The sequence below is a fragment of the Paraburkholderia bengalensis genome, from assembly GCF_037126505.1.
Lineage (GTDB): Bacteria > Pseudomonadota > Gammaproteobacteria > Burkholderiales > Burkholderiaceae > Paraburkholderia > Paraburkholderia bengalensis.
Window position 1 is genome coordinate 26,310 of record NZ_JACFYJ010000062.1, and the last position, 24,174, is coordinate 50,483.

The following is a 24,174-nucleotide window of genomic DNA, read 5'->3' on the forward strand; positions in this document are numbered from 1 at the left end:
ACCTGCGAACGTGGACGATCAGCCCGGCAACATGCCCGGCAGCACGTACGCCTGCAACAGCGTGATCAATCCGACGATCAGCGCGAACAGCAGACTGTGCCGCACGGTGAAGCGGAACAGTTCCGACTCGCGCCCGACGAGGCCCGTCGCCGCGCACGCAACGGCGATCGACTGCGGCGAGATCATCTTGCCCGTCACGCCGCCCGTCGTATTGGCGGCCACCAGCAGCGTGTCCGATACGCCGATCTGATGCGCCGTCGTATGCTGCAGCGAGCAGAAGAGTGCATTTGACGACGTATCCGAGCCCGTCAGGAACACGCCGAGCCAGCCGAGTACGGGCGAGAAGAACGGGAACGCAGCGCCCGTGCCGGCGAGCAGCAGCGCGAGCGTCGACGACATGCCCGAGTAGTTCGCAACGAATGCAAACGACAGCACCAACCCGATCGACAGCACAGGACGGCGCAGTTCCATCAGCGTCTCGCCGAACGTCGCGAGCGCGTCACGCGGCTTCACGCGCAGCAGCACCATCGAGATCAATGCCGTCAGCAGGATCGCCGTGCCGACGGCGGAAAGCAAGTCGATCTTGAGCACCGCTTCGTACGCTTTGGGCGTCGCGACAATGGGCGCGGTTTTCATCACGAGTTGATCGAGGGCGGGCACCTTGAACTTGATGATGCTCCACGCCAGCGCGCCCTTCGCCGCGAACAGGGCCTTGAACGGCTGCAGGCTCCAGACCGTGACGACCGCGGTCAGGATGCCGAACGGCGCCCACGCGCGCACGGTCTGCGCAAGCGTGTACGGTGACGCGCGACGGCTCGCGCCTGCCACGCCATTCAATCCACCATTTGATTCGCCGTTCGATCCGCCAAACCCGCCGCCTGCAGCACCGAATCCCGTCAGCGCAAGCGCGCCCCCGCTCACGGTGCCGCGTGCCGTGTCGCGCGCGCGGCGCGGCTGCCACACCTTCAGGAACGACGCGAGCGCGACGAGACTGACGAGCGCCGACGTGATGTCCGGCAGTTCAGGCCCGATGTGATTCGACGTGAAGTACTGCGTGATGGCGAAGCTGCCGCCCGCCACGAGCGCGGCCGGCCACGTCTCCTTGACGCCGCGCTTGCCGTCCATCATGAACACGAGCCAGAACGGCACCGCGAGCGAGAGCAGCGGCAATTGACGGCCTGCCGTTGCGCCGATCAGAAACGGATCGATGCCCGTGACCTGGCCCGCGACGATGATGGGGATGCCCATTGCGCCGAACGCGACGGGCGCGGTGTTCGCGATCAGGCACAGGCCCGCTGCTTTGAGGGGATCGAAGCCGAGCCCGACCAGCAGCGCCGCCGTGATGGCGACCGGCGCGCCGAAGCCCGCCGCGCCTTCGAGAAAGGCGCCGAACGAGAAGCCGATCAGCAGCAGTTGCAGCCGCTGGTCGTCCGTCAGCGCGAGCACCGATGCGCGGATGATGTCGAACTGTCCCGTCTTGACGACGAGCTTGTAGAGGAACACGGCCGTGACGATGATCCATGCGATCGGCCATATGCCGTAGGTAAAGCCGAAGCCCGCAGCCGCGAACGCCTGCGGCGCGGGCATGCCGTACGCGAAGATCGCAACGGCCAGCGACAGCAGCAACGTGCCCGCCGCCGCGACATGGCCTTTCAGGCGCAGCGCGGCCAGCGCGACGAAGAAAAAGATGATGGGAAGGCTGGCCGCGAGGGCGGATAGCCATAGGCTGCCGAGGGGCAGATAGGTCTGATACCACGGGTGCATATCGGTCTCCTCCAAAGATGCGGTCAATGAATATTGTTCGACGGCGCGCAGCCGCTCCCGGTGCATCGTCCGTCGGGGCGATGCACGCAAAGGAGGTGAAGCGAAAAAGCCGCGTTGTCTGGGCTGGCTGTGCAGCGCGGGCTTGCAGCGCTATTCGGGCTGGCCGCGCTCGCGCATCAGGTCGTGCAGGCTGCGCGGCGCGGGCTTGAGCGGCTCGCGATGACGTGTCCAGCCCATCTGGTTCTTCGGAGCGAACGCGCGCAGCCGCGTTGCGGCCCAGCGCAGCATCCGGTACGCGCGCGGATGCGCAAACGCGCCGCTCCAGAAGCGCCACACGAACTGTTCTTCGCGGCTGAATGTCGCGCCCTGGCCGCGCAACGGATGCGCGACCACTTCATCCGGATCACGATTCGCTTCCGTGCGCAGCCGCACGAGCAACTCGGGAATCGGAATGCGCACGGGACAGACTTCGCCGCATGCGCCGCACAGGCTCGATGCCGTCGGCAGATCGGCGGTTTCTTCGAGGCCGAGCAGATGCGGCGAAATGATCTTGCCGATCGGGCCGGGATAGGTGGTGCCGTACGCATGCCCGCCGATGCGCGTGTACACGGGGCAGTGATTCATGCACGCACCGCAGCGGATGCATTGCAGCGTCGCGCGCAATTGCTCGTCGGCATACGCTTGCGTGCGGCCGTTGTCGAGCAGCACGACATGCATCTCGCGCGGACCGTCGCGTTCGCCTTCGCGCCGCGGGCCCGTAATCAGGTTGAAGTACGTGGTGATCGCCTGCCCGGTCGCGGAGCGCGTCAGCAGGCTGGAAAGGGGCACGATATGCGACAGCTTCTCGACCACTTTCTCCATGCCCATGATCGCGATGTGCACGTCGGGCACGGTCGTCGACAGGCGGCCATTGCCTTCGTTTTCGACGAGCCACAGCGTGCCCGTATCGGCGGCGGCGAAGTTCACGCCGGACAGCCCGATGTCGGCATCGACGAAAGCGCGGCGCAACGCGCGGCGTCCCGTCTGGATCAGCTCGTCGACGTCTTCCGTATAGCGCGTGTCGGGAATGTGCTGTTCGAACAGTTCGGCGATATCGGCCCTGGTTTTGTGAATGGCGGGCATCACGATATGCGACGGCTTTTCGTGCGCGAGCTGCACGATGTACTCGCCCATATCCGATTCGATGCAATCGATGCCGCGCGCTTCGAGGTAGTGATTGAGCTCGATCTCCTCGCTCGCCATCGACTTGCCCTTGATCACGCGCTTCGCATCGTGCGATTGCGCGATGCCGTGAATGATCGCGGTGGCATCGACGGCTGTTTCGGCCCAGTGCACGTGAACGCCGCGCGCCGTGAGCTTCTCTTCGAGCCGCACGAGCAGGTCGGGTAAGCGCGATAACGCATGCTGCCGTATCGCTTCGCCCAGATCGCGCAGATGCTGCAGTTCGTCGTCGTCGGGAAACTGCGCGCGGCGTTTGGTTTGCAGAAAGTCCATTGCGCCGCGAAAGCTGCTGCGCAGCTTCGGGTCGTCCAGCGCCGCGCGGGCGCGCGCCTTGAAGTCCTGCGCGGGCACGAAGTGCATCGGGGTGGCGTTCATGCGGCGTCTCCGTGCGTGCCGATAGCCGTATCGGCCTGATGTTCGACGATCACGACCCACAGTTCGCGCGGACCATGCGCGCCGTAAGCGAGCGTCTGCTGAATATCGGATGTTTTCGACGGGCCCGAGATCATCACGAGGTTCGTCGGCATGCCCGCCTGCCATTGCTCGGCGCGCATCGCGGCGTGCAGGTCCGCATGCAGCGCATGCGCGTAGACGAGCGCGATATGCAGCGGCGGCACCAGCGACATCGTGCGCGGCGAGCCGGCATCGGGCGCAAGAACCAGCGTACCCGTGGACGCGATGCCCGAGCGTGCGACCGTGAAGCCCGCGTCGATCGTGTCGAACAGTTCGGCTTTCCAGCTTTCGATCGGCTGATCGTAGGTGCGTGTCGCGATGGAGGAGGGCAGCGCCTGTTGCAACGCCGCGCCTTCCGCGCGCGATGTATCGAGCAGCATGCGCTTCACGTTGGCACTGAGCAGGCGTTGTGCGATCAATGTGGGCCACGTGCGCTCCGTCGCGCGAAACACTTCGGCATGCGACGCGACCAGCGCAGCCTGCATCGATTCGACGAGTGCCGCCGCTTCAGGGCGCGCAGGGCGGCGGCTGTCGTAATGCATGTCGATGCGTTGATCGAGCTGCTGCAGCCGATCTTCAGCAATCTGGGCGGGCGCGGCGGCGCGCAAGCGCCCGAGCATGCGTTCGCGCGCGTTCATGCCTTGTCTCCGTTGCCTTGTGCGTCGGCGCGTTGCGTGCGCCGCCACAGGAAGCTCGCGATGTGTTCAACCTGCACGGGCGCGCCCTGATGACGCGCCGCGTGTCCGATGTTCAGCAGACAGCCGCAGTCGGCGGACACGATGCGCTCGCAGCCCGTCGCGCATGCCGACCCGACCTTGTCGCGCACCATCGCGCCGGAGATGTCGGGATGCTTGAGCGAAAAGGTGCCGCCAAATCCGCAGCATTCCGATTCACGCTCGTGCTCGATGCGCGTGACGCCGGGCAACGCATCGACGAGTTCGACGCCGTGCACGCGCGTGCCCATTTCGCGGCGCGCCGCGCAGGACGTGTGCAGCACGACGCATTCGGCGGGTGCGTCGGCCGTGTCCGGCAATTCGATGTGCAGCACGCGCAGCAGAAATTCGCTCAGTTCATAGACGCGTTCGCCGAGCTCCTGGGCCTTGGCCGCGGTCGCCGGATCATCGGCGAACAGGCGCGGCCAGTGGTGGCGCATCATGCCCGCGCACGAGCCCGAAGGCACGATGACGGGCCAAGGCTCGGAGAACAGATCGAGTTGGGCGCGCGCGACGTCGCGGGCCTGTTCGGGGTTGCCGCTGCTGTACGCGGGCTGGCCGCAGCAGCTTTGCTCACGAGGAAAGTGCACGACGAGGCCTTCGCGTTCCAGCAGCCTGACGGCATCGAGCCCGGCCTCGGGCACGAACAGATCGACGAGGCAGGTCGCGAACAGATAGACGTCGCGCGGGGCCGCCGGGTAGTGCCTTTCCTTCATATCTCGCTCCAGTATGCGTCCGCTTTGTCGGGCCGCATCGAGGGACATGCGGTGGCGCGGATCGCTTGAATCGTTGACGCATGATTGCCAAATGTGCGCGACAATTCAAATTGGTTGGACCAGTGACGAGAAAATGAGCAACGAAGGAGAAAGCGCATGGCAACGGGAACGCTGCAGCGGGGCACGGTAGAGCGCGTGATGCGCGGGATGGAAACGGCGTTGCTCGACGGCACATGGCCGCCGGGTTCAAGGCTGCCCGCGGAGCGCACCCTTGCCGAACAGTACGGCGTATCGCGCAACACGGTGCGCGAGGCGATCCAGCGGCTTGCCGCGCGCGGCCTGCTGCAAAGCCGGCGCGGCGCTGGCGTATTCGCGACCGACCAGCTGCGCGCGGGCATTGCGTCGCCGTGGGGGCAGCTTGTCGCCGATCATCCCGCGCTGCGCGACGACATCATCGAATTCCGCCGCGTGCTGGAAGGCGCGACGGCCTATTTCGCGGCCATGCGCGCGAACCGGGCGGATATCGCGCGCATCCGTTCACTGATGCGCGAACTCGAACGCTCGCACGCGTGCGACGACAAGGTCAGCGAAGCCGCCGCCGATACGCAGTTGCACGAAGCGATCGCGCTCGCGTCGCACAACACGATGTTCCTCCATTTGCACACGAGTATTCTCGGCATGCTGCGCGAGCACATCACGATCAGCGGCACCGATCTGCGCCAGCTCGGCCGCGACCGCGCCGATCAGCTGCTGATCCAGCACCGCGCGGTGTGCGACGCCATCTGCACGCGGCGTCCCGAAGAAGCGCGCACGGCCATGCACACGCACATCGATTACGTGCGCATTCACGTCGATGAAGGAAAGCTCTGAGCGGTAGAGATCGCGCGGCCGATTGGTCCAACCAGAGCCGCGCGATGCCGACGGTACGGCGCTAGGCGGCGTCGGCCACCTGGAACGCGTCGACGGAAGTTTTCAGCCGGCCGGCCTGCTCGGTCAGCGAATGCGCGGCGGCCGCCGCCTGCTCGACGAGCGCCGCGTTTTCCTGCGTGAGGCTGTCCATCTGCGTGACGGCGAGATTCACCTGATCGATGCCCGCGCTCTGCTCGGCGGCCGCGGCGGCGATTTCCTGCATCACGCCCGTGACGCTCGCAATCGCATCGCGCGCCTGCTGGATCGTCGTGCCCGTACGCTCGACCAGTCCCGCGCCGCTGCCGACCTGATCCACTGCGCGGCTGATCAGTTGCCGCACTTCCTTCGCCGCGCCGGCGCTGCGATGCGCGAGCGTGCGCACTTCGCCCGCGACGACGGCGAAGCCGCGTCCCTGTTCGCCCGCGCGAGCCGCTTCGACGGCGGCATTGAGCGCGAGGATGTTGGTCTGGAACGCGATGCTTTCGATGACGGCGATCACCTCGACCATCTTGCGCGATTCCGTCGAGATGTCGCGCATCGTTGCGACGGCCTCGTCGACCATCGTGCTGCCCTGGTTCGCAATCTGCTCGGCGTTCGCGGCGAGCTCGCTCGCAGTGCGCGCGTTCTCGGCGGTCTGCCGCACCATCGACGTCATCTGCTCCATGCTGGCCGCCGTTTCCTGCAGCGACGCCGCCTGATTTTCGGTGCGCGACGACAGATCGGCGTTGCCGCTGGCGATTTCGTTCGCGCCCGTCGCGACGTGATCGGCGGCGTGCTTGATGGAGCGGACCGTGTCCGTCAGCGTGTCGCGCATGCGGCGCATTTCGCGCAGCAGACTGCGTTCGTCGTCGCGCCGCGTGTCGATCGACACCGTCAGGTCGCCGACGGCAATTGCGTTCGCGACGTCGGCGGCATAGCCGGGATCACCGCCGATCGTGCGCAGGATGCTGCGGTTGGTCAGCGCGACGAGCGTGGCGAGCAGCACGGCAATCGCGATGAACACGGCGCCGATCAGATACAGCGAGCGCATGAAGGCGGCATCGATGTCGTCGACATACGCGCCTGTCGCGATGATCCAGTCCCACGGCGCGAAGCGCACGACGTAGCCGATCTTGCCGACGGCCTCGGCGGGGCCCGATGCCGAAGCCGCTTTCGAATGCGGAAACACATAGTCGACGAAGCCGCCTTCGGGCGACTGCGCGACCTTCGCGAAGCTCACGTAATGGTGGCGGCCGTCGGCGTCGGCGGTGCCGGCGAGATCCTTGCCGTTCGTCGCGGGCTTGATCGGATGCATGACCATGCGCGGCGTCGAGTCGATCACGAGAAAGTAGCCGTCCTCGCCGTAGCGGATGTCGCGCAGCCGCGCGAGCGCCTCCTTGCGCGCGTCCGCTTCGCTCAGCTTGCCGCTCTGCGCGAGCGCCGCATATTCCTGCACCAGCGACAACCCGACATGCGCGACGTTCACAAGATCGTTCTTGCGTTCCTCGATGCGCGTTTCGCGCGACAGATACGCCGCCGACACCGACACCAGCAGCAACGCGATCAGGCTGATGACGAGCGGCAGCCACAGCTTCTGGGAAAAACTCAGCTTCACCATGCGAACGCCTCTCTGATTGGGCGATATAGGAATGTGGGTGCGCCTGATTCAGCGCGCATGTCTCTCCACCTGATATATCGACCGATGCGGCGGCGTCTTGCTAGAGGGAAACCCTGTTAGCGCTTACACGTAGAAAGCACTGCGACGGGCACGACGCGCTTCAGCGGGCGTCGAAACGCGCGGCGAGCCGGCCGTCGCGGAACGCGCCGACGATGAAATCGATGAACACGCGTGTCTTCGCGGGCAGCAGCTTGCGGTTCGGGTAGTACAGCGTGAGCGGGCTGAGTTCGGCATGCCATCCGGGCAGAAGCCGCATCAACCGGCCGTTTTCGAGCCAGGGCGCGGCGTGCGGCGTGGGCAGGAACGCGATGCCGAGACCTTGCATCGCGGCGTGCGCCATCGCTTCGGGGTCGTCGAAGATCATGCGCGTGCGGCATTCGGCGAGCGCCTCCTCGCCGATCTGGTTGCGCAGCGTCCACGCGCGGATGCGCCCCGTGTTGCTGGAGCGGCGCACGATGCCATCGAGTTCGGCGAGATCGGACGGATGCGCGGGCAGCCGCCGTCGCGCCATATAGGCCGGCGACGCCGCGACGATCGTGCAGGGCCGCGCCAGCTCGCGCGCGATCACGCCTTGCGTCAGTTCGATGCCGCCGCCGATTGCCGCATCGAAGCCGCCCGCGATCAGATCGGCGGCGCGGTTGTCGAAGTGCCAGTCGGGCACGATGTCGGGGTAGCGCTGCAGAAAGTCGCCGAGCAGCGGCACGAGATATTCGCGTCCGAACGCAACGGCCATGCCCACCTTCAGCACGCCCGACGGTGCGCCGCCATGGCCGGCGGCGCGCGCGAACGCGTCCTGCAGGCTGGCGAACGGGCCGCCCGCGTCGGCCCATAACTGCTCGCCGCCGGGCGTCATGGTCAGCTTGCGGGTGCTGCGGTGAAAGAGCCGCACGCCGAGCTGTGCCTCGAGCCGCGCAACGTTCTTGCTGACGGCGGCGGGCGTCAGGCCGAGGCGCCGCGCCGCCGCCGAAAAGCTGCCTGTTTCGGCCGTGTGGATGAACGATTCGATCAGATTGAGGGCTTCCATCTTTGTTTGTGCGTACCTGCTAGCCTGCGTGGGTCAGTGTGGCTCGCTTTATACCTGCGGTTGAAACTGTTAGTCGTGAGTCGATACTACCGGCACCCTAATCCGCTCGCCATACTCTCTTCACCGATCACCACAACTCATCTGGAGCACAGCATGAACACGAATCTGCAAGGCAAGGTTGCTTTCGTCACGGGTGGCGCGCGCGGCATCGGCGCGGCAGTCGTGCGGCGGCTCGCGAACGACGGCGCGACGGTCGCTTTCACCTATCACAGTTCGGCGGCGTCGGCGAACGAGCTGGTCGCGAGCATCGAAAAGGCGGGCGGCCGCGCCGTCGCCGTGAAGGCGGACGTGGCCGATGCCGCGTCGCTCACCAACGCGATCAACGAGACGGCCCGCCAGCTAGGCAAGATCGACATCCTCGTCAACAACGCGGGCGTGCTGCGCCTGGGCACGCTCGACGTGTTCACGCTCGACGACTTCGACGCGACCGTGCAGGTGAACGTGCGCGCCGTGTTCGTCGCGTCGAAGGCGGTGATCTCGCACATGGGCGAGGGCGGCCGGATCATCAACATCGGCAGCTGCAACGCCGAGCGCATTCCGTTCGCGGGCGGCGCGGCTTACGCGATGAGCAAGTCGGCGCTGCAAGGTCTCGTGCAAGGTCTCGCGCGCGATCTGGGTCCGAAGGGCATCACTGTCAACAACGTGCAGCCTGGTCCGACCAATACCGACATGAACCCCGAAAACAGCGAATTCGCCACATCGCTGCATGCGTTGATGGCGATCCAGCGTCACGCGACGCCCGAAGAAGTGGCGGGCATGGTCGCCTATGTGGCGAGCCCGGAAGCGGGTTTCGTGACGGGCGCGAGCCTGACGATCGACGGCGGCTTCAACGCCTGAGCGCCCGCGCGAGGCCGTCCGCCAGCGTGCGGGCGGCCCGATGACGGCGCTCGCGGCCCAGGCTGCGAGCCGGATCTGTCCAACGCCTGTCAGGCAGGCGTCAATCAAGCGGGCGTCAAATCAGCGTCAAGCGGCTGTCACGTAACGCTCCTGCCGCACGCTCATGTCAGAATGGCGCTTTCGTGGAATTCACCTCGAAACGCACATGACTCTGCACCTGGCGCCCACCACGTATGGGGCCGACCGCTCCGGCCTCGTTTGCGGCTTCCGTTTTGCACCCGACCAGCCCGGCGTTGCCGTCGATACCGACGAAGCCGCGCAATGGCTGGCCCATAGCGGGCTGGCGCATAGCGGGCTGGCCCAGCCCGGAATGGGCCAGCCCGATCAGACGAAGGCGTCGAACGCGAATCCGGGCGAGTTCCTGTGGCTTCACTTCAATCTCGCGCATGTCTCGAGCGAGCGCTGGATGCGCACGCATCTCGATCTGCCCGAGGCCTTCTTCGAGGGCCTGCGCGAAGGCTCGCACTCCACGCGCATCGAGCATCAACACGGCGCGCTGCTCGCCGTCGTCAACGACGTGATGTACGACTTCGAGCAGACGCCTTCCGAAATCGCCACGCTGTGGGTCTACACGCACAAGCGGATCATGGTGACGGCGCGACTGAAGCAGCTGCGTTCCGTCGACCGGCTGCGCGCGTCGGTGCGCGACGGCGAGAGCTTCGACACGGCGGCCGAGCTGCTGGTCCATCTGCTGCGCGACCAGGCCGATCTGCTCGTCGAAATCGTGCGCCGGACGAGCATCGAAGTGGACCGTGTCGAAGATCATTTCCTGTCGCAGCGCGTGTATCAAAGCAATCGCGATCTCGGCGCGATGCGGCGCGTGCTGGTGCGTCTGCAGCGGCTTCTGGCGCCGGAGCCGGGCTCGATCTTCCGTCTGCTGGTGCGCCCGCCGGCGTGGCTGTTGCCCGCCGATGTGCAGAGCCTGCGCGATTCGACGGAAGAGTTCTCGCTGGTGCTCGGCGACCTGTCGGGTCTCGCGGAGCGCATCAAGCTGCTGCAGGAAGAAATCGCCGCGCGGCTGAACGAGCAGACCAACCGCACGCTGTTCACGCTGACCATCGTCACGGTGCTCGCGCTGCCCATCAACATCATTGCGGGCCTGTTCGGCATGAACGTCGGCGGCGTGCCGCTCGCGGAGAACAAGCACGGCTTCTGGGTGATGGTGCTGCTCGTCGTCAGCTTTACCGCGCTCGCGGGCTGGTGGGCGTTGCGCAGGCGCCCGACGCGCTGAATCGCCTCGCGGAAGCTCGCGGCGCGTGTCCGTGAGGCCGGGTGGCGGTGATGTGTACGTGGCGAACGGCGCGAACGTAAGGCGTCCCCTCGACACGGGGCTTGCGTGGTCCGAGCGTAGAATCCATGAGCCGTTCGAGCGGCATCGCGCATCGTCCGTTACAGGAGGCATGACATGGCAAAGCTCGTCGCGCTCTACAGAAAGCCAGCCGACCGCAACGCATTCGACGCCCATTACTTCGACAAACACGTTCCGCTCGCCAAGGCGATTCCCGGCCTGCGCCGCTACGAGGTGAGCGTCGGGCCGATCGCGAGCGCCAAGGGCGAGTCGGAGTTCGGCCTCGCCGCCATCCTCAGCTTCGACACCTTCGACTCGCTGCTGCAGGCGATGAACACGCCCGAAGCCGCAGCCACCACCGCCGATCTGCAGAACTTCGCGCAGGCGGGCGTCGAACTGCTTGTGTTCGATACGAAGGAAGTTTGACGCGCGGCTGACGTGGCTTTAGTGGCTGGGGAACCGCCTGGCTGGGTTGAAACGCCCGGATCGGCGCCGGATGCGGGCCATTTCCCGCGGTCCTGCTCTGCATGCTTAATGCAGCGAGCCGTTACCGAAAGCACTTTCTTCATGTCGAGCGTATAGAACACGCGTTGCCTTCCGACCACAGCGATGGCCCCGCGGAGCCTGTGACTTAAGTGTTATCCCTGGCGCAACGATGCGCATGATAACGCTACCATCGGTTCATCCCGCTGCCAGTCCGTACTAGCGAATGCGAGTCCATGCCGCATGCCGTCGTGAGAAACACCCGACCGCAAATGGTAGCGCTACCAAGGAGACTGATTTTGCCCGCCGATCACGAGAAACCCCGCAAAAAGCCCGACGAGTTGCGCAGCTACCGATGGTATGGCGTCAACGATCTGCGCTCGTTCGGCCACCGCTCGCGCACTGCGCAGATGGGCTATCACTCGTCGGATTACATGGGCAAGCCCGTGATCGCCGTCGTCAATACATGGAGCGAGATCAACTCGTGTCACACGCACTTCAAGCAGCGTGTGGAAGAGGTCAAGCGCGGCATCTGGCAAGCGGGCGGCTTTCCCGTCGAAATGCCCGTGATGACGCTCGCCGAGCCATTCCAGAAGCCGACCACGATGCTCTATCGCAACTTTCTCGCGATGGAGACGGAAGAACTGCTGAAGTCCTATCCGTTCGACGGCTGCGTGCTGATGGGCGGTTGCGACAAGACTACGCCCGGCCTGCTGATGGGCGCGATCAGCATGGATCTGCCCGCGATCTATCTGCCCGCCGGCCCGATGCTGCGCGGCAACTGGAATGGCCGCACGCTCGGCAGCGGCTCGGACACCTGGAAGTACTGGGCCGAACTGCGCGCGGGCAAGATCACCGAGCACGAATGGAAGGGCATCGAGAGCGGCATCGCGCGCTCGCCGGGGCATTGCATGACGATGGGCACGGCATCGACGATGACGAGCGCGACGGAAGCGCTGGGCCTCACGCTGCCCGGTTTCTCGTCGATTCCCGCCGCCGATTCGCGTCACGCGCAATACGCGTCGCTCACCGGCCAGCGCATCGTCGAGATGGTGTGGACCGACCAGAAACCGTCCGACATTCTCACCGCCAAATCCTTCGATAACGCCGTCACGACCGTGCTCGCGATGTCCGGTTCGACCAACGCGATCGTGCACCTCGTGGCCGTCGCGCGCCGCTCGGGGATCGATCTGACCACGACCCGGTTCGACGAACTCGCGCGCGTCACGCCCGTGCTCGGCAACATCCGTCCCGCCGGCCAGTACCTGATGGAGGACTTCTATTACGCGGGCGGTTTGCGCGCGCTGCTGGTCGAACTGGGCGAACTGATCGACGGCTCGCAGATGACGGTGAGCGGCAGCACGCTCGGCGAGAACATCGCGGGCGCGGAAATTTTCAACGACGACGTGATCCGCAAGCGCGCCAATCCGCTCGTCGAGCGCGACGGTCTTGCGGTGCTGACGGGCAATCTCGCGCCGGACGGCGCCGTCATCAAGCCCGCCGCGATGGAATCGCATCTGCTGAAGCATCGCGGTCCCGCCGTCGTGTTCAGCGACTACAACGACATGGCCGCGCGCATCGATAGCGAAGCACTTGAGGTGACGGCCGATTCCGTGATCGTGCTGCAGCATGCGGGGCCTGTGGGCGCGCCCGGCATGCCCGAATGGGGACAACTGCCGATCCCGCAAAAGCTCTTGAAGCAGGGCGTGCGCGACATGCTGCGCATTTCGGATGCGCGCATGAGCGGCACCAGCTACGGCGCGTGCGTGCTGCACGTGGCGCCGGAATCGTTCGTCGGCGGGCCGCTCGCGCTCGTGAAGGACGGCGACATCATCGAACTCGACGTGGCGGCGCGCCGTTTGCATCTCCACGTCAGCGACGCGGAACTCGCGAAGCGCAAGAAAGCCTGGCAGCCGCCGAAGCGTCCGTTCGAACGCGGCTTCGGCGTGATGCATCAGCTGCACGTTACGCAGGCGAACAAGGGTTGCGATTTCGACTTCCTCGAAGAAACACTGACGACCTCCGTGACCAGCGAAGCGAGCCGCAACGAGCCGGAAATCCATTAACCCGATCGACGTGCACCGAACAATGACCGACACCACCGTGAGCGCCGAAGCGCTCGAACAACTCCGTCACGTGAGCACCGCGACGCTCACCACGCAACTCTTCAAGCGCGGCCTGCGCAATGTGTTTCTGCAAGGCGTCGCGCCGCTCGTGAAGCCGGCGCCGGGCGCGACGAACCTGGTCGGTCCCGCGTTCACGCTGCGCAATATTCCGGCGCGCGAGGATCTCGATCATGTCGGCGTGTTTCAGAACCCGGATCACCCACAACGCAAGGCCGTCGAAACGGCGCCGCCGGGCAGCGTGCTGGTGCAGGATTGCCGCGGCGACCGCACGGTCGCATCCGTCGGTTCGATTCTCGCGCTGCGCCTCGCGAAGCGCGGCGTCGCGGGCATGGTCTCCGACGGCGCCGTGCGCGACAGCGGCACGATCGCGGAACTCGGGTTGCCCATCTGGTGCGCGGGCGCGAGCGCGCCGCTGAATCTCGCGAAGCATCACGCCGTCGACATGAACGTGCCCATCGCGTGCGGCGGCGTGCCCGTGTATCCGGGCGACATCGTCGTCGCGGATGTGGACGGCGTCGTGATCGTGCCGCGCGAAATGGCCGAAGAGGTCGCGCGCGATGCCACCGAGCAGGAACGGCTCGAAGTGTTCATCCAGCAACGCATCGCCGAAGGCAGGCCGCTGCGCGGCACCTATCCGCCGAACGAGGAAACGCTTGCCGCGTACAAGGCGTGGCGCGACGCGCAGAAGACGTAACGCGGCAAGCGTCGCCTCAGCGGCACATAAGCGTCACCGCAAGCGTCGACAACGCAACTCGCACAACGAGGCCCGCGCGAAAACGCCCGGACCCGGGAGACAACGTGAACACCGCCACTTCAGTCATCGACGAATCGCGCCTCATCAATCGCCTCGCGTTGCGGCTCATGCCGCTGCTCGGCGTGCTGTATCTCGTCGCGTATATCGACCGCTCGAACATCAGCTTCGCGAAGCTGCAGATGCTCGGCAGTCTCGGCTTGTCCGAAGTGGCGTACGGATTGGGCGCGTCGCTGTTCTTCATCGGCTATCTGATTTTCGAAGTGCCCAGCAACGTGCTGCTGCACAAGTACGGCGCGCCGAAGTGGATGGCGCGCATCATGTTCACGTGGGGCGTCGTGACCATCCTGCTCGCGTTCACGAAGAACGCGACAATGTTCTACGTGCTGCGCTTTCTGCTCGGCGCATCGGAAGCAGGGCTGTATCCCGGCGTGATCTACTACCTGACGCTATGGTTTCCGCAGCGGCATCGTGTGCGGATGCTTGGCTACTTCACCGTCGGCAGCAGTCTCGGCAACATGGTCGGCGCGCCGATCTGCGGCTGGCTGCTCGACAAGAGCGGACTGTTCGGGCTGCAAGGCTGGCAACTGGTGTTCGTCGTCACGGGAATTCCTTCCGTGCTGCTGACGCTCGTCGTGCTGTTCTGTCTGCCCGCCTCGCCGCGCGCGGCAACGTTTCTCACCGACGATGAAAAGTCCTGGCTCACGCGCACGCTCGACAGCGAAAGCGCGCAGGCGCGCAAGAGCGCCGCGCGTCACACGACGCTGCTCGCCGTGCTCGCCGAGCCGCGCGTGATCGGCATGGCGCTGTACTACATGATGCTGTCGATCTCCGTGTATGGCGTGAGCTACTGGCTGCCGACGCTCGTCAAAGGCTTCGGCGTGAGCAACACGACCAACGGCTTTCTCAACATCATCCCGTGGCTGCTGGCGACGATCGTGCTCGCGTGGCTGCCGTCGAAGCTGCGCGCGGGCAATCGCGCCGTTATCGCGATGCTCGCGTCGGCGCTGCTCGGCATGATGTTCTTCCTGTCGTCGGTGTTTCTGCCGACCAACACGCTGCGCTTCGTCGCGCTGTGTTTCGGCGCGCCGTGCATGTACCTGCTGATTCCGTGCTTCTGGACGCTGCCGCCGAAGTTCCTGTTCGGCGCGCGCGCCGCCGCGGGCATTGCGGCCATCAATTCGCTCGGCAATATCGGCGGCTTCATCGCGCAGAACCTCGTGCCGTTCGTCAAGCAGACGACGGGCAGCACGCGCGCGCCGATGCTGATTCCCGCCGCGTGCATGCTGATCTTCGCGCTCGTGACGATCTTCGTTCTGCGGCGCGGCGGCAGGCCGTCGCAAAGCGTCAACGGCGCGGCCGTCGCCGAATAGCGCCCGCGATGCATTGGCTACAATAGCCGCGCCACGCCAACAGGTGCCCACGTTCATGCCGACTGCCAAGCCCACCGACGCTTCGATCGATCTCGAGGGCCGCACCGCGTCCGCGCGTCGCACGCGCGGCGGCACCAAGGGCTTGCGCATCACCGATGTCGCGGCGCAGGCGGGTGTCTCGCCCATCACAGTGTCGCGCGTGTTCAACAATCCCGCCTCCGTCGCGCCCGAAACGCTCGAACGCGTGCGCCAGGTCGTGCAGAAGCTCGGCTATGTGCCCAACCGGCTGGCGGGCGGCTTGTCGTCGGCGCGCTCGCGGCTGATCGCGGCCATCGTGCCGACCATCGCGCACTCGCTGTTCTCCGAAACCATTCAGGTATTCAGCGAAACCATGTCGCGCGCGGGCTACGAAGTGCTGCTGGCGCTGAGCGGCTACAGCGATACGAACGAAGAAAGCCTGCTCGACACCGTGTTGAGCCGCCGTCCCGAAGGCGTGCTGCTCACAGGCGTCGCGCACACGGAGTCGCTGCGGGAGCGGCTGCGCAATGTCGGCATTCCCGTCGTCGAAACGTGGGACATGACGGACACGCCGATCGACATGCTGGTCGGTTTTTCGCACTACCGGATCGGCGAGGCCGTCGCCGAGCGTTTTCTCGCGCGCGGCATGAAGCGCCCGGCCTTGATCGTGGCGAGCGATGCGCGCGCGCTGGCGCGCCGCGCCGGCTTTCGCGACCGGCTCGCGCAGGCGGGCATGACGTCCGTGGCCGAAGTGATCGTCGCGCCGCCCAGCTCGCTCGCAACGGGCAAGTCGGCGTTGCCGCAACTGCTGCAGGGCGCGCCGGATGTGGACGCCGTGTTTTGCGGCTCGGACCTGCTCGCAATCGGCGCCCTGGGCGCGGCGAGGCAGATGGGGCTGCAGGTGCCGTCGCAACTGGCCGTCTGCGGCTTCGGCGATCTCGACTTCGCAACGGAAACCACGCCGCAACTGACGACGGTGCGCGTCGACGGCACGCGTATCGGCGTGAGCGCCGCGCGCTTTCTGCTCGACCGGTTCAACGGCGTGCACGAGCGCGCGTTCGTCGACGTGGGGTTTAGCGTGGTGGAACGGGAGTCGGCCTGATGCGACGGCGTCCTCACGGTGATCAGTGACCATTCGCCGCAGGTTCCGCCGACGGGTTTAAGAATAGTCCTATCCTTCTCTCAATTGCATCTCGCTAACTTTGAGATTTCGCAAAGGAGAGAGCGATGAAAAGAAAAGCCGTTTCCCACCTTCAGCTTGGTTTCGCTGCTGCGCTGATCGCGATCAACGCGCTTTCGTCGAATGTGAAGCCGCAAGAAATCACGACGCTGGTCCAGCAAGGCGTCGCGTTGGCGCAGGTCGTCGCCGCGGCAGGGCCAACGGGCCGATAAGCGAAGATGGAGGGTTCAAACGGGAAACCCCGCTTCGGCGGGGTTTTTGTTTTCAGCGTGCCAGTCGAACCGACCCGGCAGCGAGTCACAACGACTCTGGTCGAACTGACTAGTCGCGCCCGCCAACGCCTGTACTGGCGTGCATCCGGCGTTGGCACGGAACCTGTCTGTCGTGGTGTCGTTCCATGCCCGAGACCAATCGCACCATGAAAACCGTCGAGCCGCGCACCACCTTCATCCCGCCGCCCGGACGTCATCGTCCCGCGCAGCGCTTTGCGCTGCTCAACCTCGGCTTTCGCCCGTTCTACCTCGCGGGCGCCGGCTTCGCGGCGCTCGCCTTGACGGTATGGCTGATGGTGCTGGCCGGCGTGCCCGCGAAGGGCGGCTATCTGCTCGCGCTCGATCCCATCGGCTGGCATGCGCACGAAATGGTGTTCGGCTTTGCGGCTGCAATCGTCGCGGGCTTTCTGCTGACCGCCGTGCGCGCATGGACGGGCATGGCGACCACGAGCCCGCGCACGCTTGCCGTGCTCGCGCTGCTATGGCTGTGCGCGCGCGTGCTGGTGTGGAGCGGGCCCGCCGTGCCTGCCGCGATCGTCGACAGCGCGTTTTTGCCCGCCGTCGCCATCGTGGTGCTGCGCGTGCTGTCGAAGGCAGGCAATCGACGCAACTACTTTCTCGTGCCCGTGCTGCTGACGTTCGGCGCGCTCGACGCCGCCTTCCACGCCCTGATCCAGTCCGGCCGGCCCGATCTCGCGTTGCGCTGCCTTTACGCGGCAGCGGGTGTCGTCGTGCTGCTCGTCAGCGTGATCGGCGCGCGCGTGATACCGATGTTCACGTCGAATGCGATTCCCGGCTTCGTCACGCGCCGCTGGCAGCCCGTGGAAGCGAGCGCCGCGCCGTTGACGCTCGTCGCGCTGTTCGCCGATGCCGCCGCGCTGCCCGCTGCCGTCGTCGCGCCGCTGGCGTTCGCCGCGTGCGCCGTTCACGCCGCGCGGCTGATCGGCTGGCGCTCGTACAAGGTGCGCGGCCCGGCCATTCTGCTGATCCTGCACGGCGCCTATGCGTGGCTGCCCGTCGGTTTCGCGCTGCTCGGCCTGAGCGCGCTGGGCCTCGTGACGCATTCCGTCGCGATGCACGCGTTCACGACGGGCGTGATCGGCGGCGCGATCATCGCGATGATCACGCGCACGGCGCGCGGCCACACAGGGCGGCCGCTCGTTGCCGATACACGCGATATCGCGAGCTACGCGCTTGTCACGCTGGGTTCGGTGTTGCGGATCATCGGGCCGCTTGTCGCGCCGGGCCACTATCAGACGTGGATCTGGGGCGCGGGCGCGTGCTGGATCGCTGCGTTTGCGATCTATGCGGGCGCGTACGCGCTGCCGTTGATGCGCCCGCGCGAGGACGGCATGCCGGGTTAGGGCGCCGCAGCGTTCTCAGCGGTGCCAGCGTGTCAGCATGTCATGTCAGCGGCGGCGGCAGTCGCAGGCCGCGAGTCGCGACGCCGTTACTGCGTCGCGCCGCGCACGTCCGTGCGGCCGCTTTCCATCGCGGCAACGCGATTCTTGCCATTGCGTTTCGCGCGATACAGCGCGAGGTCGGCGGCTTCGATCAGCGTCGTCATCGGGCTGTCGGGCGCGGGCACGAGCGTCGCGCAGCCGACGCTGATCGTCACCTGCTGACCCGACGACGAGCCCGCATGCGGGATGCGCAGCGCTTCCACTTCGAGCCGGATTTTTTCGGCGAGCAGCCGCGTGCCGCCCGCCGACGTGCCCGGCAGCACCACCGCGAACTCTTCGCCGCCGAAACGCGCGGCGAGGTCGCCCGGCCGCCCGAGACAGCCTTCGACGGTCGACGCGATCTGCTTGAGCACTTCGTCGCCCGCGACGTGGCCGTAGGTATCGTTGTACGGCTTGAAGTTGTCGACGTCGATCATCAGCAGCGAGATTTCCGTCTGCGCGCGCATGCCGCGCCGCCATTCGGCGTTCAGATATTCGTCGAGATAGCGCCGGTTCGACAGCCCCGTCAGGCCGTCCGACTGCGTGAGCTTGCGCAGTTCGAGATTCGCCTCCAGCAGTTGCTGCTGCGACTCGCGCAGCGCGCGGTACGCCTCGTCGCGCTGCAGCAGGTTCACATACGAGCGCGAGTGATAGCGGATGCGCGCCACCAGCTCGATGCGATCGGGCAGCTTGACGAGATAGTCGTTCGCGCCCGCCGCGAAGGCCGCGCTCTTGATCGTCGGCTCTTCTTTCGTGGACAGCACGATGATGGGCACGTCGCGCAGCTTCGGGTTCGCGCGGTACGCCTTGACGAGCGTGAGGCCGTCGATGCCCGGCATCACCAGGTCCTGCAGGATCGCCGTGGGACGCGTGTGGGTGGCCGCGTGGATCGCTTCGTCGGCGCTCGCGCAGTAGTGCAGGTCGATGCCGTCCTCGTCCGCGAGCGCGCGCCGCACGGCTTCGGCGACGATTGCCTGGTCGTCGACGAGCAGCACCATGATGGGCACATCGGAGAGCGCGGCCGTCTCCAGCGCGGCGCGCGCAGCCTCGAGCGCGGCGTTCGCGCGATCGGCCGATGTGGAGGTGGAACCCCCCTGGTCCCGTGCCCCGATTTGATCGAAGTCCATTTGCGTACCTCTGTCGGAAATGCTGCTCATGCGTGGCCTGTGCCTCTGCTTTTACCTTCGACTGCGTGCTGCCGTTGTCTTGAATGGTCCGTCGTTGCCCTTGTGCGCGCGGGCGCCGCTTGCGTCATGGTCGGGCGTCGCGCTTCATGGTCGCGCTTCATGGTCGTGCGTCATCGTCGCGCAAAGGCGGCGAGCTGGTCCGCGATGCTGCCAAGCGGCAAGATGCGCCGCGCGGCGCCGAGCGTGGCAGCCGCCTTCGGCATGCCGTAGACGGCGCTCGTCGTCTCGTCCTGCGCGATCGTGTCGTACCCTTTCGCGCGCATCGCCTTCAATCCGATCGCGCCATCGCGGCCCATGCCCGTCAACAGCACGCCGAGCGCCTCGCCGGGCCAATGCTCGACGACGCTGTGAAAGAACACGTCGACGGACGGGCGGTATGGCAATTCGGCTGGATCGGGAGTGTAGTGCAGCGTGCCGTGTTGCGTGAGCAGCATGTGATCGTTGGTGGCCGCTAGCAGCGCGACGCCCGCGCGCGGCGACTCGCCCTCGCGGGCGGCGCGCACGGCGAGCGATGTCTGTCCGTCGAGCCATTGCGCCATGCCGTCGGCGAATACCTTGTCGACGTGCTGCACGATCACGATGGGTGCCTCGAAGCTCGCGGGCAGCGCGCCGAGCACGCTTGCGAGAGCAGCCGGTCCGCCCGCCGACGCACCGATCGCGACGAGCCGCTGCGCGTCCCGCCGCAACGGCGCCGCGCGCGTCTCGCGCAGCGTCGACGGCCTGTCCAGCCGGCCGATCTGATCGATCTTCTGCAGCAGCAGTTGCGCATGCTCGTGAACGCCGCGCCCGGCGAGCGTCGGCGTATCGACGGCATCGAGCGCGCCCGCGCCCATCGCCTCGTACACGCGCCAGGTGTTCGCGCCGACGCTGCTCGTCACGATCAGAATCGGGCAGGGCGTGCGCGCCATGATGCGGCGCGTCGCCTCGACGCCGTCGAGCTTCGGCATGATGAGGTCCATCAGCACGACGTCGGGTGTCTGCGCGGCGCAGAAATCGACGGCTTCCTCGCCGTCGGCGGCCACCCACAGCACGCGATGCTCCGGGCGCAGCGCGATCGCGCGGCGCAATGCCTCGACGGCAAGGGGCAGGTCGTTGGCAATGCCGATGTTCATGCCGGCGCCTCGGTTCGCGATGTCATTCGAGCGCCTCGCCGATCAGATCGCGCACGGCATCGAGCAGCGCTTCGTCGTGGAAGCTGCCCTTCGCGAGATAGTAGTCCGCGCCTGCTTCGAGCCCGCGCCGCCGGTCCTCGTCGCGGTCCTTGTACGACACGATCATCACAGGCACCGGCTTGAGCAGCGGGTCGCGCTTGATCAGCGTGACGAGTTCGATGCCGTCCATGCGCGGCATGTCGATATCGGTGACGACGAGGTCGAACGAGCCGCTTGTCGGGTTGCGCAGCGCATTCCAGCCGTCCATCCCGTCGACGGCGATCGTCACCGCGTAGCCGCACTTTTCCAGCAGCTTGCGTTCGAGTTCGCGCACCGTCAGCGAATCTTCGACCACGAGCACATGCTTGCGCTGCCGCGCCGCGACGTGCCGCGCGCGGCTCACCTTGTCGAGCTGGCCGCCGCGCACGAGCTTGTCGACGGAGCGCAGCAGGTCGTCGACATCGACGATCAGCACGGCGTCGCCGTTTTCCATCAGCGCGGCCGCCGCGATGTCCTTGACCTTGCCCAGACGCGCATCGAGCGGCTGCACGACGAGCATGCGCTCGCCGAGAAAACGGTCGACGGCTATGCCATAGGTTTCGCGCTCGTCGCCGATCACGACCACGGCAACAGATTCGCGCGCACCGCCCGGCGCCTGCGCGCCGAGCAGCTGATGCGCGGTGACGAGCCCGATCGGTTTGCCGTCGAACGCGAAATGCTGCTGGCCTTCGAGCATGTCGATGTCGCCGCCCGAAAGTTCGAGGGTGCGGCGCACATGTGCGAGCGGAAATGCGTACGCTTCGCCGCTCACTTCGACGAGCAGGCTGCGCACCACGGAGAGCGTGAGCGGCAACTGCATCACGAAGCGCGCGCCGCGTCCCGGCTCGTTGAAGATGCGCACGGTGCCGCGCACGGCTTTGACCATTTCGTGCACGGCATCGAGCCCGACGCCGCGTCCCGAGACATCCGTCACCTGTTCGCGCATCGAGAAGCCGGGCAGCAGCAGAAAGTCGAGCAGTTCCTGTTCGGACAGGCGCGCGGCCGTCTCGCTATCGGCGAGCTGACGGCGGATCACGGACGCGCGCACGTTATCGAGATCGATGCCCGCGCCGTCGTCGCTGACGCTGATCAGCAGCTTGCCCGCGCTGTGACGCGCTTCGAGCGTGATCTGCGCTTCGGCGGGCTTGCCGCGCGCGACGCGCTCGTCGGGCGGCTCGACGCCGTGATCGATCGCATTGCGCAGCAGGTGTCCGAGCGGCGCATCGAGCAGATCGAGAATGTCGCGGTCCACCTGCGTCGCCGTGCCGACGATGACGAGCTTCACACGCTTGCCGAGCGAGCGCGCGAGGTCGCGCACGACGCGCGGGTACGCATGCGTCGCGTCGCCGAACGGCCGCATCCGGCATTGCAGCGCTTCGTCGTACAGCCGTTGCGCGAGGTTGGCGCTGCCGCGCTCGTAATGATCGAGTTCGTCGATACGCGCGGCGAGTGTGTGCTGCACGCCATTGAGCGCGGCGCGCACGTCGGCGAGCGCGGTCAATGCGGCGTCGTCGAGATGATCGGCGAGCGAGTCGTAGAGCGCGTCGAGTGCCAGCGACGTCTCGCGCTGCGTGCGCTTCACGCGCAGCATCGACGCCGCGAACGGCTTGAGCCAGCGCGATTCGACGAGCGCCTCGCCGGACAGGCTCAGCACGCGGTCGAGGTTTGCGGCGCGCACGCGCAGCATGCGATCTGCGTGGCGAGGCGCGGCGTGCGTGCCGTGGCCGTCGGCGGCACGGGTTTCGTCGATCGGCTCGCTGACTTGCGGCACGGCGGTTTCGTCGTGCCGCGCGCGGGCATCCGGTGGCAATTGCGCTTGCAACTGGGCTTGCAACTGGGCTTGCGATTGTGCCTGCGATTGCGCCTGCAATTGCGTGTATGCATCGGCATCGTCATCGCCGCCATGCGGCGCCGCGTCGTCGCGGCTCAGGCTCGCGCCGCTCGCAGGCGATGCGAGCCGTTGCGCGAATCCGTCGATATCGGCGCGCGTGACCGATGCGTCGGCCATCTGCGGTTTCGCTTCGCCGACGCGCAGCAACAGATCGACGCGCAGCAGCACGTCGACATGCGCGGGCGTCAACGACAGCTCGCCGCGCTGCGCGCCGACGAAGCACTCTTCCATCACGTGCGCGATATCGACGCCGTCCTGCAAGCCGATGATGCGCGCCGCGCCCTTGAGCGAATGCGCGGCGCGCATGCAAGCGTCGAGCGCGGCGGAATCGGCGGGACGCTGTTCGAGCGCGAGCAGACCATCGGACAGCACGCGCGCTTGCGTCGCGGCTTCTTCGCGGAACAGCTCGAGCAGCGACTGCCGGCTCAGGTCGTCATCCGTCATCGCAGGCTCCGGGCGATCGAGTCGAATAGCCGCGCGGGGTCGAGCAGGCCGATGGTGCGCTCGCGCCAGGCGAGCACGCCGCGCGCGTGCGAAGCCGTCGCGTGTGCGAGCGTCGCGGGCACGGGCAGCAGCGCGTCGTCGGCGTAGCGCACGACGCCTTCCACTTCATCGACGGGCAGCGCGACCGGCTCGCTGTCGTGCGCCGCGACCAGCATGCGCGGATAGCCGCTGCGCGCGGACTGGCTCGCGTCGGCGGCGCGCTCCATGTTCAGCAGCTCGGCGAGCGACACGGCAACGGTCAGCGCGCCGCGTACATTGACGACGCCGAGCACCGCGCGCGTGCGCCGATGCGGCAGCGAATGGATCGCGCGGATATCGTCGACTTCGCGCAGCGCGTGGGTGGGCAATGCGAGCCATTCGCCCGCGACGCGAAAGGCGAGGGCGGAATGGGTCGTCGTGTGTTCGCGCGCGCGGTCGCGCGGCATGTCGGCGCCTGCGTCCGCGCCGCGCACCAGATCCGCCTCGCGCAACGGCCGGTCGAGCAGCCGCGCGGCGCCTTGCGCGAACACCGGGCAGTTCAGACAGCGCGAATACTCGGCGAGATGCGGGCACGAATGGTCGCCTCGCACGCCGATGCGATTCCAGCAGTCGTCGACGCGCAAGAGCGGCGCGCTCGCGCGATCAGGAGCGTCGTGAAGCATCGAATCCTCGTGAGCGTGGCGCGTCGATGGTGTTCGGGGCCGCGTGCGTCGACTGCGCAATATGTGCGGCCGAGCGTCGCGCGCGCTGCATCAGGTGATGCGCGCCCGCGCGGTCGCCGCCGATGTCGAGCAGCGCGGCCAGATGCGTGAGCGCTTCGTAGTGCGCCGGGTCCAGATACAGTGCCTTGCGATAGAAGTCGGCGGCATCGGCGCTGCGGCCGCGCGCATCGGCGATCAGGCCCAGCAGATAGAACGCGTCGACGGTCGGGCCATGCACGACGGCATGCTGATGCGCGAGCCGTTCGGCTTCGTCGAACGCGCCGGCGTCGGCATGACGGCGCGCGCATCGAGCGATGAGGCGGCGGGCTGCGGCGTGGGGGCCGGCTGCGTGTTCGGCGCGTTCGGCGCGTTCGG

The 24,174-nt window shown here is 66.7% G+C and carries 21 protein-coding genes; 10 read left to right on the top strand and 11 right to left on the bottom strand.

Going from position 1 to position 24,174, the window contains the following annotated elements:
• Positions 1–18 precede the first annotated feature (18 nt).
• From H3V53_RS28765 to H3V53_RS28780, 4 genes are all read right to left on the bottom strand, one after another.
• Entirely contained in the window at positions 19–1,764 is a 1,746-nt protein-coding gene (locus H3V53_RS28765) for a lactate permease LctP family transporter (RefSeq protein WP_336600807.1), read from the bottom strand.
• Positions 1,765–1,914: 150 nt separating this feature from the next.
• The gene (locus H3V53_RS28770; RefSeq protein WP_336600808.1) at positions 1,915–3,360 is read right to left on the bottom strand and encodes a LutB/LldF family L-lactate oxidation iron-sulfur protein; all 1,446 of its coding nucleotides are present in this window, start codon (positions 3,358–3,360) and stop codon (positions 1,915–1,917) included.
• Positions 3,357–4,076 carry a LutC/YkgG family protein gene (locus H3V53_RS28775; RefSeq protein ID WP_336600809.1) on the bottom strand — a complete coding sequence of 240 codons (720 nt, stop codon included), beginning with the start codon at positions 4,074–4,076 and terminating at the stop codon, positions 3,357–3,359. Before H3V53_RS28775 ends, H3V53_RS28770 begins: the two co-directional genes overlap by 4 nt.
• Positions 4,073–4,867, bottom strand: coding sequence for a (Fe-S)-binding protein (locus H3V53_RS28780; RefSeq protein WP_336600810.1), 795 nt, complete (start codon positions 4,865–4,867; stop codon positions 4,073–4,075). The genes H3V53_RS28775 and H3V53_RS28780 overlap by 4 nt, the downstream gene beginning before the upstream one ends.
• 156 nt (positions 4,868–5,023) lie before the next feature.
• On the opposite strand from H3V53_RS28780, the gene H3V53_RS28785 reads away from it, so the two are divergent.
• Positions 5,024–5,737 (top strand): FadR/GntR family transcriptional regulator, encoded by a 714-nt coding sequence (locus tag H3V53_RS28785; protein ID WP_336600811.1) that lies wholly within the window; start codon positions 5,024–5,026, stop codon positions 5,735–5,737.
• 61 nt (positions 5,738–5,798) lie between these two features.
• Here H3V53_RS28785 and H3V53_RS28790 read toward each other — a convergent pair whose 3' ends face one another.
• Both H3V53_RS28790 and H3V53_RS28795 read right to left on the bottom strand, forming a co-directional pair.
• Positions 5,799–7,373, bottom strand: a complete 1,575-nt coding sequence (locus tag H3V53_RS28790; RefSeq protein WP_336600812.1) for a methyl-accepting chemotaxis protein — start codon at positions 7,371–7,373, stop codon at positions 5,799–5,801.
• A 160-nt stretch (positions 7,374–7,533) separates the two neighbouring features.
• Positions 7,534–8,457, bottom strand: a complete 924-nt coding sequence (locus H3V53_RS28795) for a LysR family transcriptional regulator (RefSeq protein ID WP_336600813.1) — start codon at positions 8,455–8,457, stop codon at positions 7,534–7,536.
• Positions 8,458–8,610: 153 nt separating this feature from the next.
• Here H3V53_RS28795 and H3V53_RS28800 point away from each other — a divergent pair, with 153 nt between their 5' ends.
• The 9 genes from H3V53_RS28800 (at position 8,611) to H3V53_RS28840 (ending at position 18,269) form a co-directional block, all read left to right on the top strand.
• Positions 8,611–9,354 (top strand): SDR family oxidoreductase, encoded by a 744-nt coding sequence (locus tag H3V53_RS28800; RefSeq protein WP_336600814.1) that lies wholly within the window; start codon positions 8,611–8,613, stop codon positions 9,352–9,354.
• Positions 9,355–9,559: 205 nt separating this feature from the next.
• Positions 9,560–10,645, top strand: coding sequence for a transporter (locus H3V53_RS28805; RefSeq protein ID WP_336600815.1), 1,086 nt, complete (start codon positions 9,560–9,562; stop codon positions 10,643–10,645).
• Between the two features lie 174 nt (positions 10,646–10,819).
• Positions 10,820–11,128, top strand: a complete 309-nt coding sequence (locus H3V53_RS28810) for an EthD family reductase (protein ID WP_054925670.1) — start codon at positions 10,820–10,822, stop codon at positions 11,126–11,128.
• A gap of 329 nt (positions 11,129–11,457) precedes the next feature.
• Positions 11,458–13,251, top strand: coding sequence for an L-arabinonate dehydratase (gene araD / locus H3V53_RS28815; protein WP_336600816.1), 1,794 nt, complete (start codon positions 11,458–11,460; stop codon positions 13,249–13,251).
• Between the two features lie 22 nt (positions 13,252–13,273).
• Positions 13,274–14,005, top strand: a complete 732-nt coding sequence (locus H3V53_RS28820; protein ID WP_336600817.1) for a ribonuclease activity regulator RraA — start codon at positions 13,274–13,276, stop codon at positions 14,003–14,005.
• Between the two features lie 104 nt (positions 14,006–14,109).
• Positions 14,110–15,435 carry an MFS transporter gene (locus H3V53_RS28825; RefSeq protein ID WP_336600818.1) on the top strand — a complete coding sequence of 442 codons (1,326 nt, stop codon included), beginning with the start codon at positions 14,110–14,112 and terminating at the stop codon, positions 15,433–15,435.
• 55 nt (positions 15,436–15,490) lie between these two features.
• Positions 15,491–16,555: a LacI family DNA-binding transcriptional regulator gene (locus H3V53_RS28830; RefSeq protein WP_336600819.1), complete on the top strand. Its 1,065-nt coding sequence runs from the start codon at positions 15,491–15,493 to the stop codon at positions 16,553–16,555.
• Between the two features lie 125 nt (positions 16,556–16,680).
• Entirely contained in the window at positions 16,681–16,845 is a 165-nt protein-coding gene (locus H3V53_RS28835) for a hypothetical protein (RefSeq protein ID WP_336600820.1), read from the top strand.
• 206 nt (positions 16,846–17,051) lie between these two features.
• On the top strand, positions 17,052–18,269 hold the full coding sequence (locus H3V53_RS28840; protein ID WP_336600826.1) for an NnrS family protein: 1,218 nt from the start codon (positions 17,052–17,054) through the stop codon (positions 18,267–18,269).
• 86 nt (positions 18,270–18,355) lie between these two features.
• Here the strand turns inward: H3V53_RS28840 and H3V53_RS28845 are convergent, their stop codons facing one another.
• From H3V53_RS28845 to H3V53_RS28865, 5 genes are all read right to left on the bottom strand, one after another.
• On the bottom strand, positions 18,356–19,474 hold the full coding sequence (locus H3V53_RS28845; RefSeq protein WP_336600821.1) for a GGDEF domain-containing response regulator: 1,119 nt from the start codon (positions 19,472–19,474) through the stop codon (positions 18,356–18,358).
• 170 nt (positions 19,475–19,644) lie between these two features.
• The gene (gene cheB / locus H3V53_RS28850) at positions 19,645–20,646 is read right to left on the bottom strand and encodes a chemotaxis response regulator protein-glutamate methylesterase (protein WP_336600822.1); all 1,002 of its coding nucleotides are present in this window, start codon (positions 20,644–20,646) and stop codon (positions 19,645–19,647) included.
• Positions 20,647–20,668: 22 nt separating this feature from the next.
• Positions 20,669–23,059, bottom strand: a complete 2,391-nt coding sequence (locus tag H3V53_RS28855) for a hybrid sensor histidine kinase/response regulator (protein WP_336600823.1) — start codon at positions 23,057–23,059, stop codon at positions 20,669–20,671.
• The gene (locus tag H3V53_RS28860) at positions 23,056–23,760 is read right to left on the bottom strand and encodes a chemotaxis protein CheW (protein ID WP_336600824.1); all 705 of its coding nucleotides are present in this window, start codon (positions 23,758–23,760) and stop codon (positions 23,056–23,058) included. The genes H3V53_RS28855 and H3V53_RS28860 overlap by 4 nt, the downstream gene beginning before the upstream one ends.
• Complete coding sequence (locus tag H3V53_RS28865) at positions 23,741–24,037, bottom strand: tetratricopeptide repeat protein (protein ID WP_419539589.1); 297 nt, start codon at positions 24,035–24,037, stop codon at positions 23,741–23,743. The genes H3V53_RS28860 and H3V53_RS28865 overlap by 20 nt, the downstream gene beginning before the upstream one ends.
• Between the last annotated feature and the right edge of the window lie 137 nt (positions 24,038–24,174).

Coding starts and splice junctions, on each gene's coding strand:
- H3V53_RS28805 (WP_336600815.1), top strand. CDS start 9,560: ATGACTCTGCACCTGGCGCCCACCACGTATGGGGCCGACCGCTCCGGC.
- H3V53_RS28775 (WP_336600809.1), bottom strand. CDS start 4,076: ATGAACGCGCGCGAACGCATGCTCGGGCGCTTGCGCGCCGCCGCGCCC.
- H3V53_RS28800 (WP_336600814.1), top strand. CDS start 8,611: ATGAACACGAATCTGCAAGGCAAGGTTGCTTTCGTCACGGGTGGCGCG.
- araD (WP_336600816.1), top strand. CDS start 11,458: ATGGTAGCGCTACCAAGGAGACTGATTTTGCCCGCCGATCACGAGAAA.
- H3V53_RS28855 (WP_336600823.1), bottom strand. CDS start 23,059: ATGACGGATGACGACCTGAGCCGGCAGTCGCTGCTCGAGCTGTTCCGC.
- H3V53_RS28830 (WP_336600819.1), top strand. CDS start 15,491: ATGCCGACTGCCAAGCCCACCGACGCTTCGATCGATCTCGAGGGCCGC.
- H3V53_RS28795 (WP_336600813.1), bottom strand. CDS start 8,457: ATGGAAGCCCTCAATCTGATCGAATCGTTCATCCACACGGCCGAAACA.
- H3V53_RS28770 (WP_336600808.1), bottom strand. CDS start 3,360: ATGAACGCCACCCCGATGCACTTCGTGCCCGCGCAGGACTTCAAGGCG.
- cheB (WP_336600822.1), bottom strand. CDS start 20,646: ATGAACATCGGCATTGCCAACGACCTGCCCCTTGCCGTCGAGGCATTG.
- H3V53_RS28845 (WP_336600821.1), bottom strand. CDS start 19,474: ATGGACTTCGATCAAATCGGGGCACGGGACCAGGGGGGTTCCACCTCC.
- H3V53_RS28860 (WP_336600824.1), bottom strand. CDS start 23,760: ATGCTTCACGACGCTCCTGATCGCGCGAGCGCGCCGCTCTTGCGCGTC.
- H3V53_RS28840 (WP_336600826.1), top strand. CDS start 17,052: ATGAAAACCGTCGAGCCGCGCACCACCTTCATCCCGCCGCCCGGACGT.
- H3V53_RS28780 (WP_336600810.1), bottom strand. CDS start 4,867: ATGAAGGAAAGGCACTACCCGGCGGCCCCGCGCGACGTCTATCTGTTC.
- H3V53_RS28810 (WP_054925670.1), top strand. CDS start 10,820: ATGGCAAAGCTCGTCGCGCTCTACAGAAAGCCAGCCGACCGCAACGCA.
- H3V53_RS28835 (WP_336600820.1), top strand. CDS start 16,681: ATGAAAAGAAAAGCCGTTTCCCACCTTCAGCTTGGTTTCGCTGCTGCG.
- H3V53_RS28790 (WP_336600812.1), bottom strand. CDS start 7,373: ATGGTGAAGCTGAGTTTTTCCCAGAAGCTGTGGCTGCCGCTCGTCATC.
- H3V53_RS28765 (WP_336600807.1), bottom strand. CDS start 1,764: ATGCACCCGTGGTATCAGACCTATCTGCCCCTCGGCAGCCTATGGCTA.
- H3V53_RS28785 (WP_336600811.1), top strand. CDS start 5,024: ATGGCAACGGGAACGCTGCAGCGGGGCACGGTAGAGCGCGTGATGCGC.
- H3V53_RS28820 (WP_336600817.1), top strand. CDS start 13,274: ATGACCGACACCACCGTGAGCGCCGAAGCGCTCGAACAACTCCGTCAC.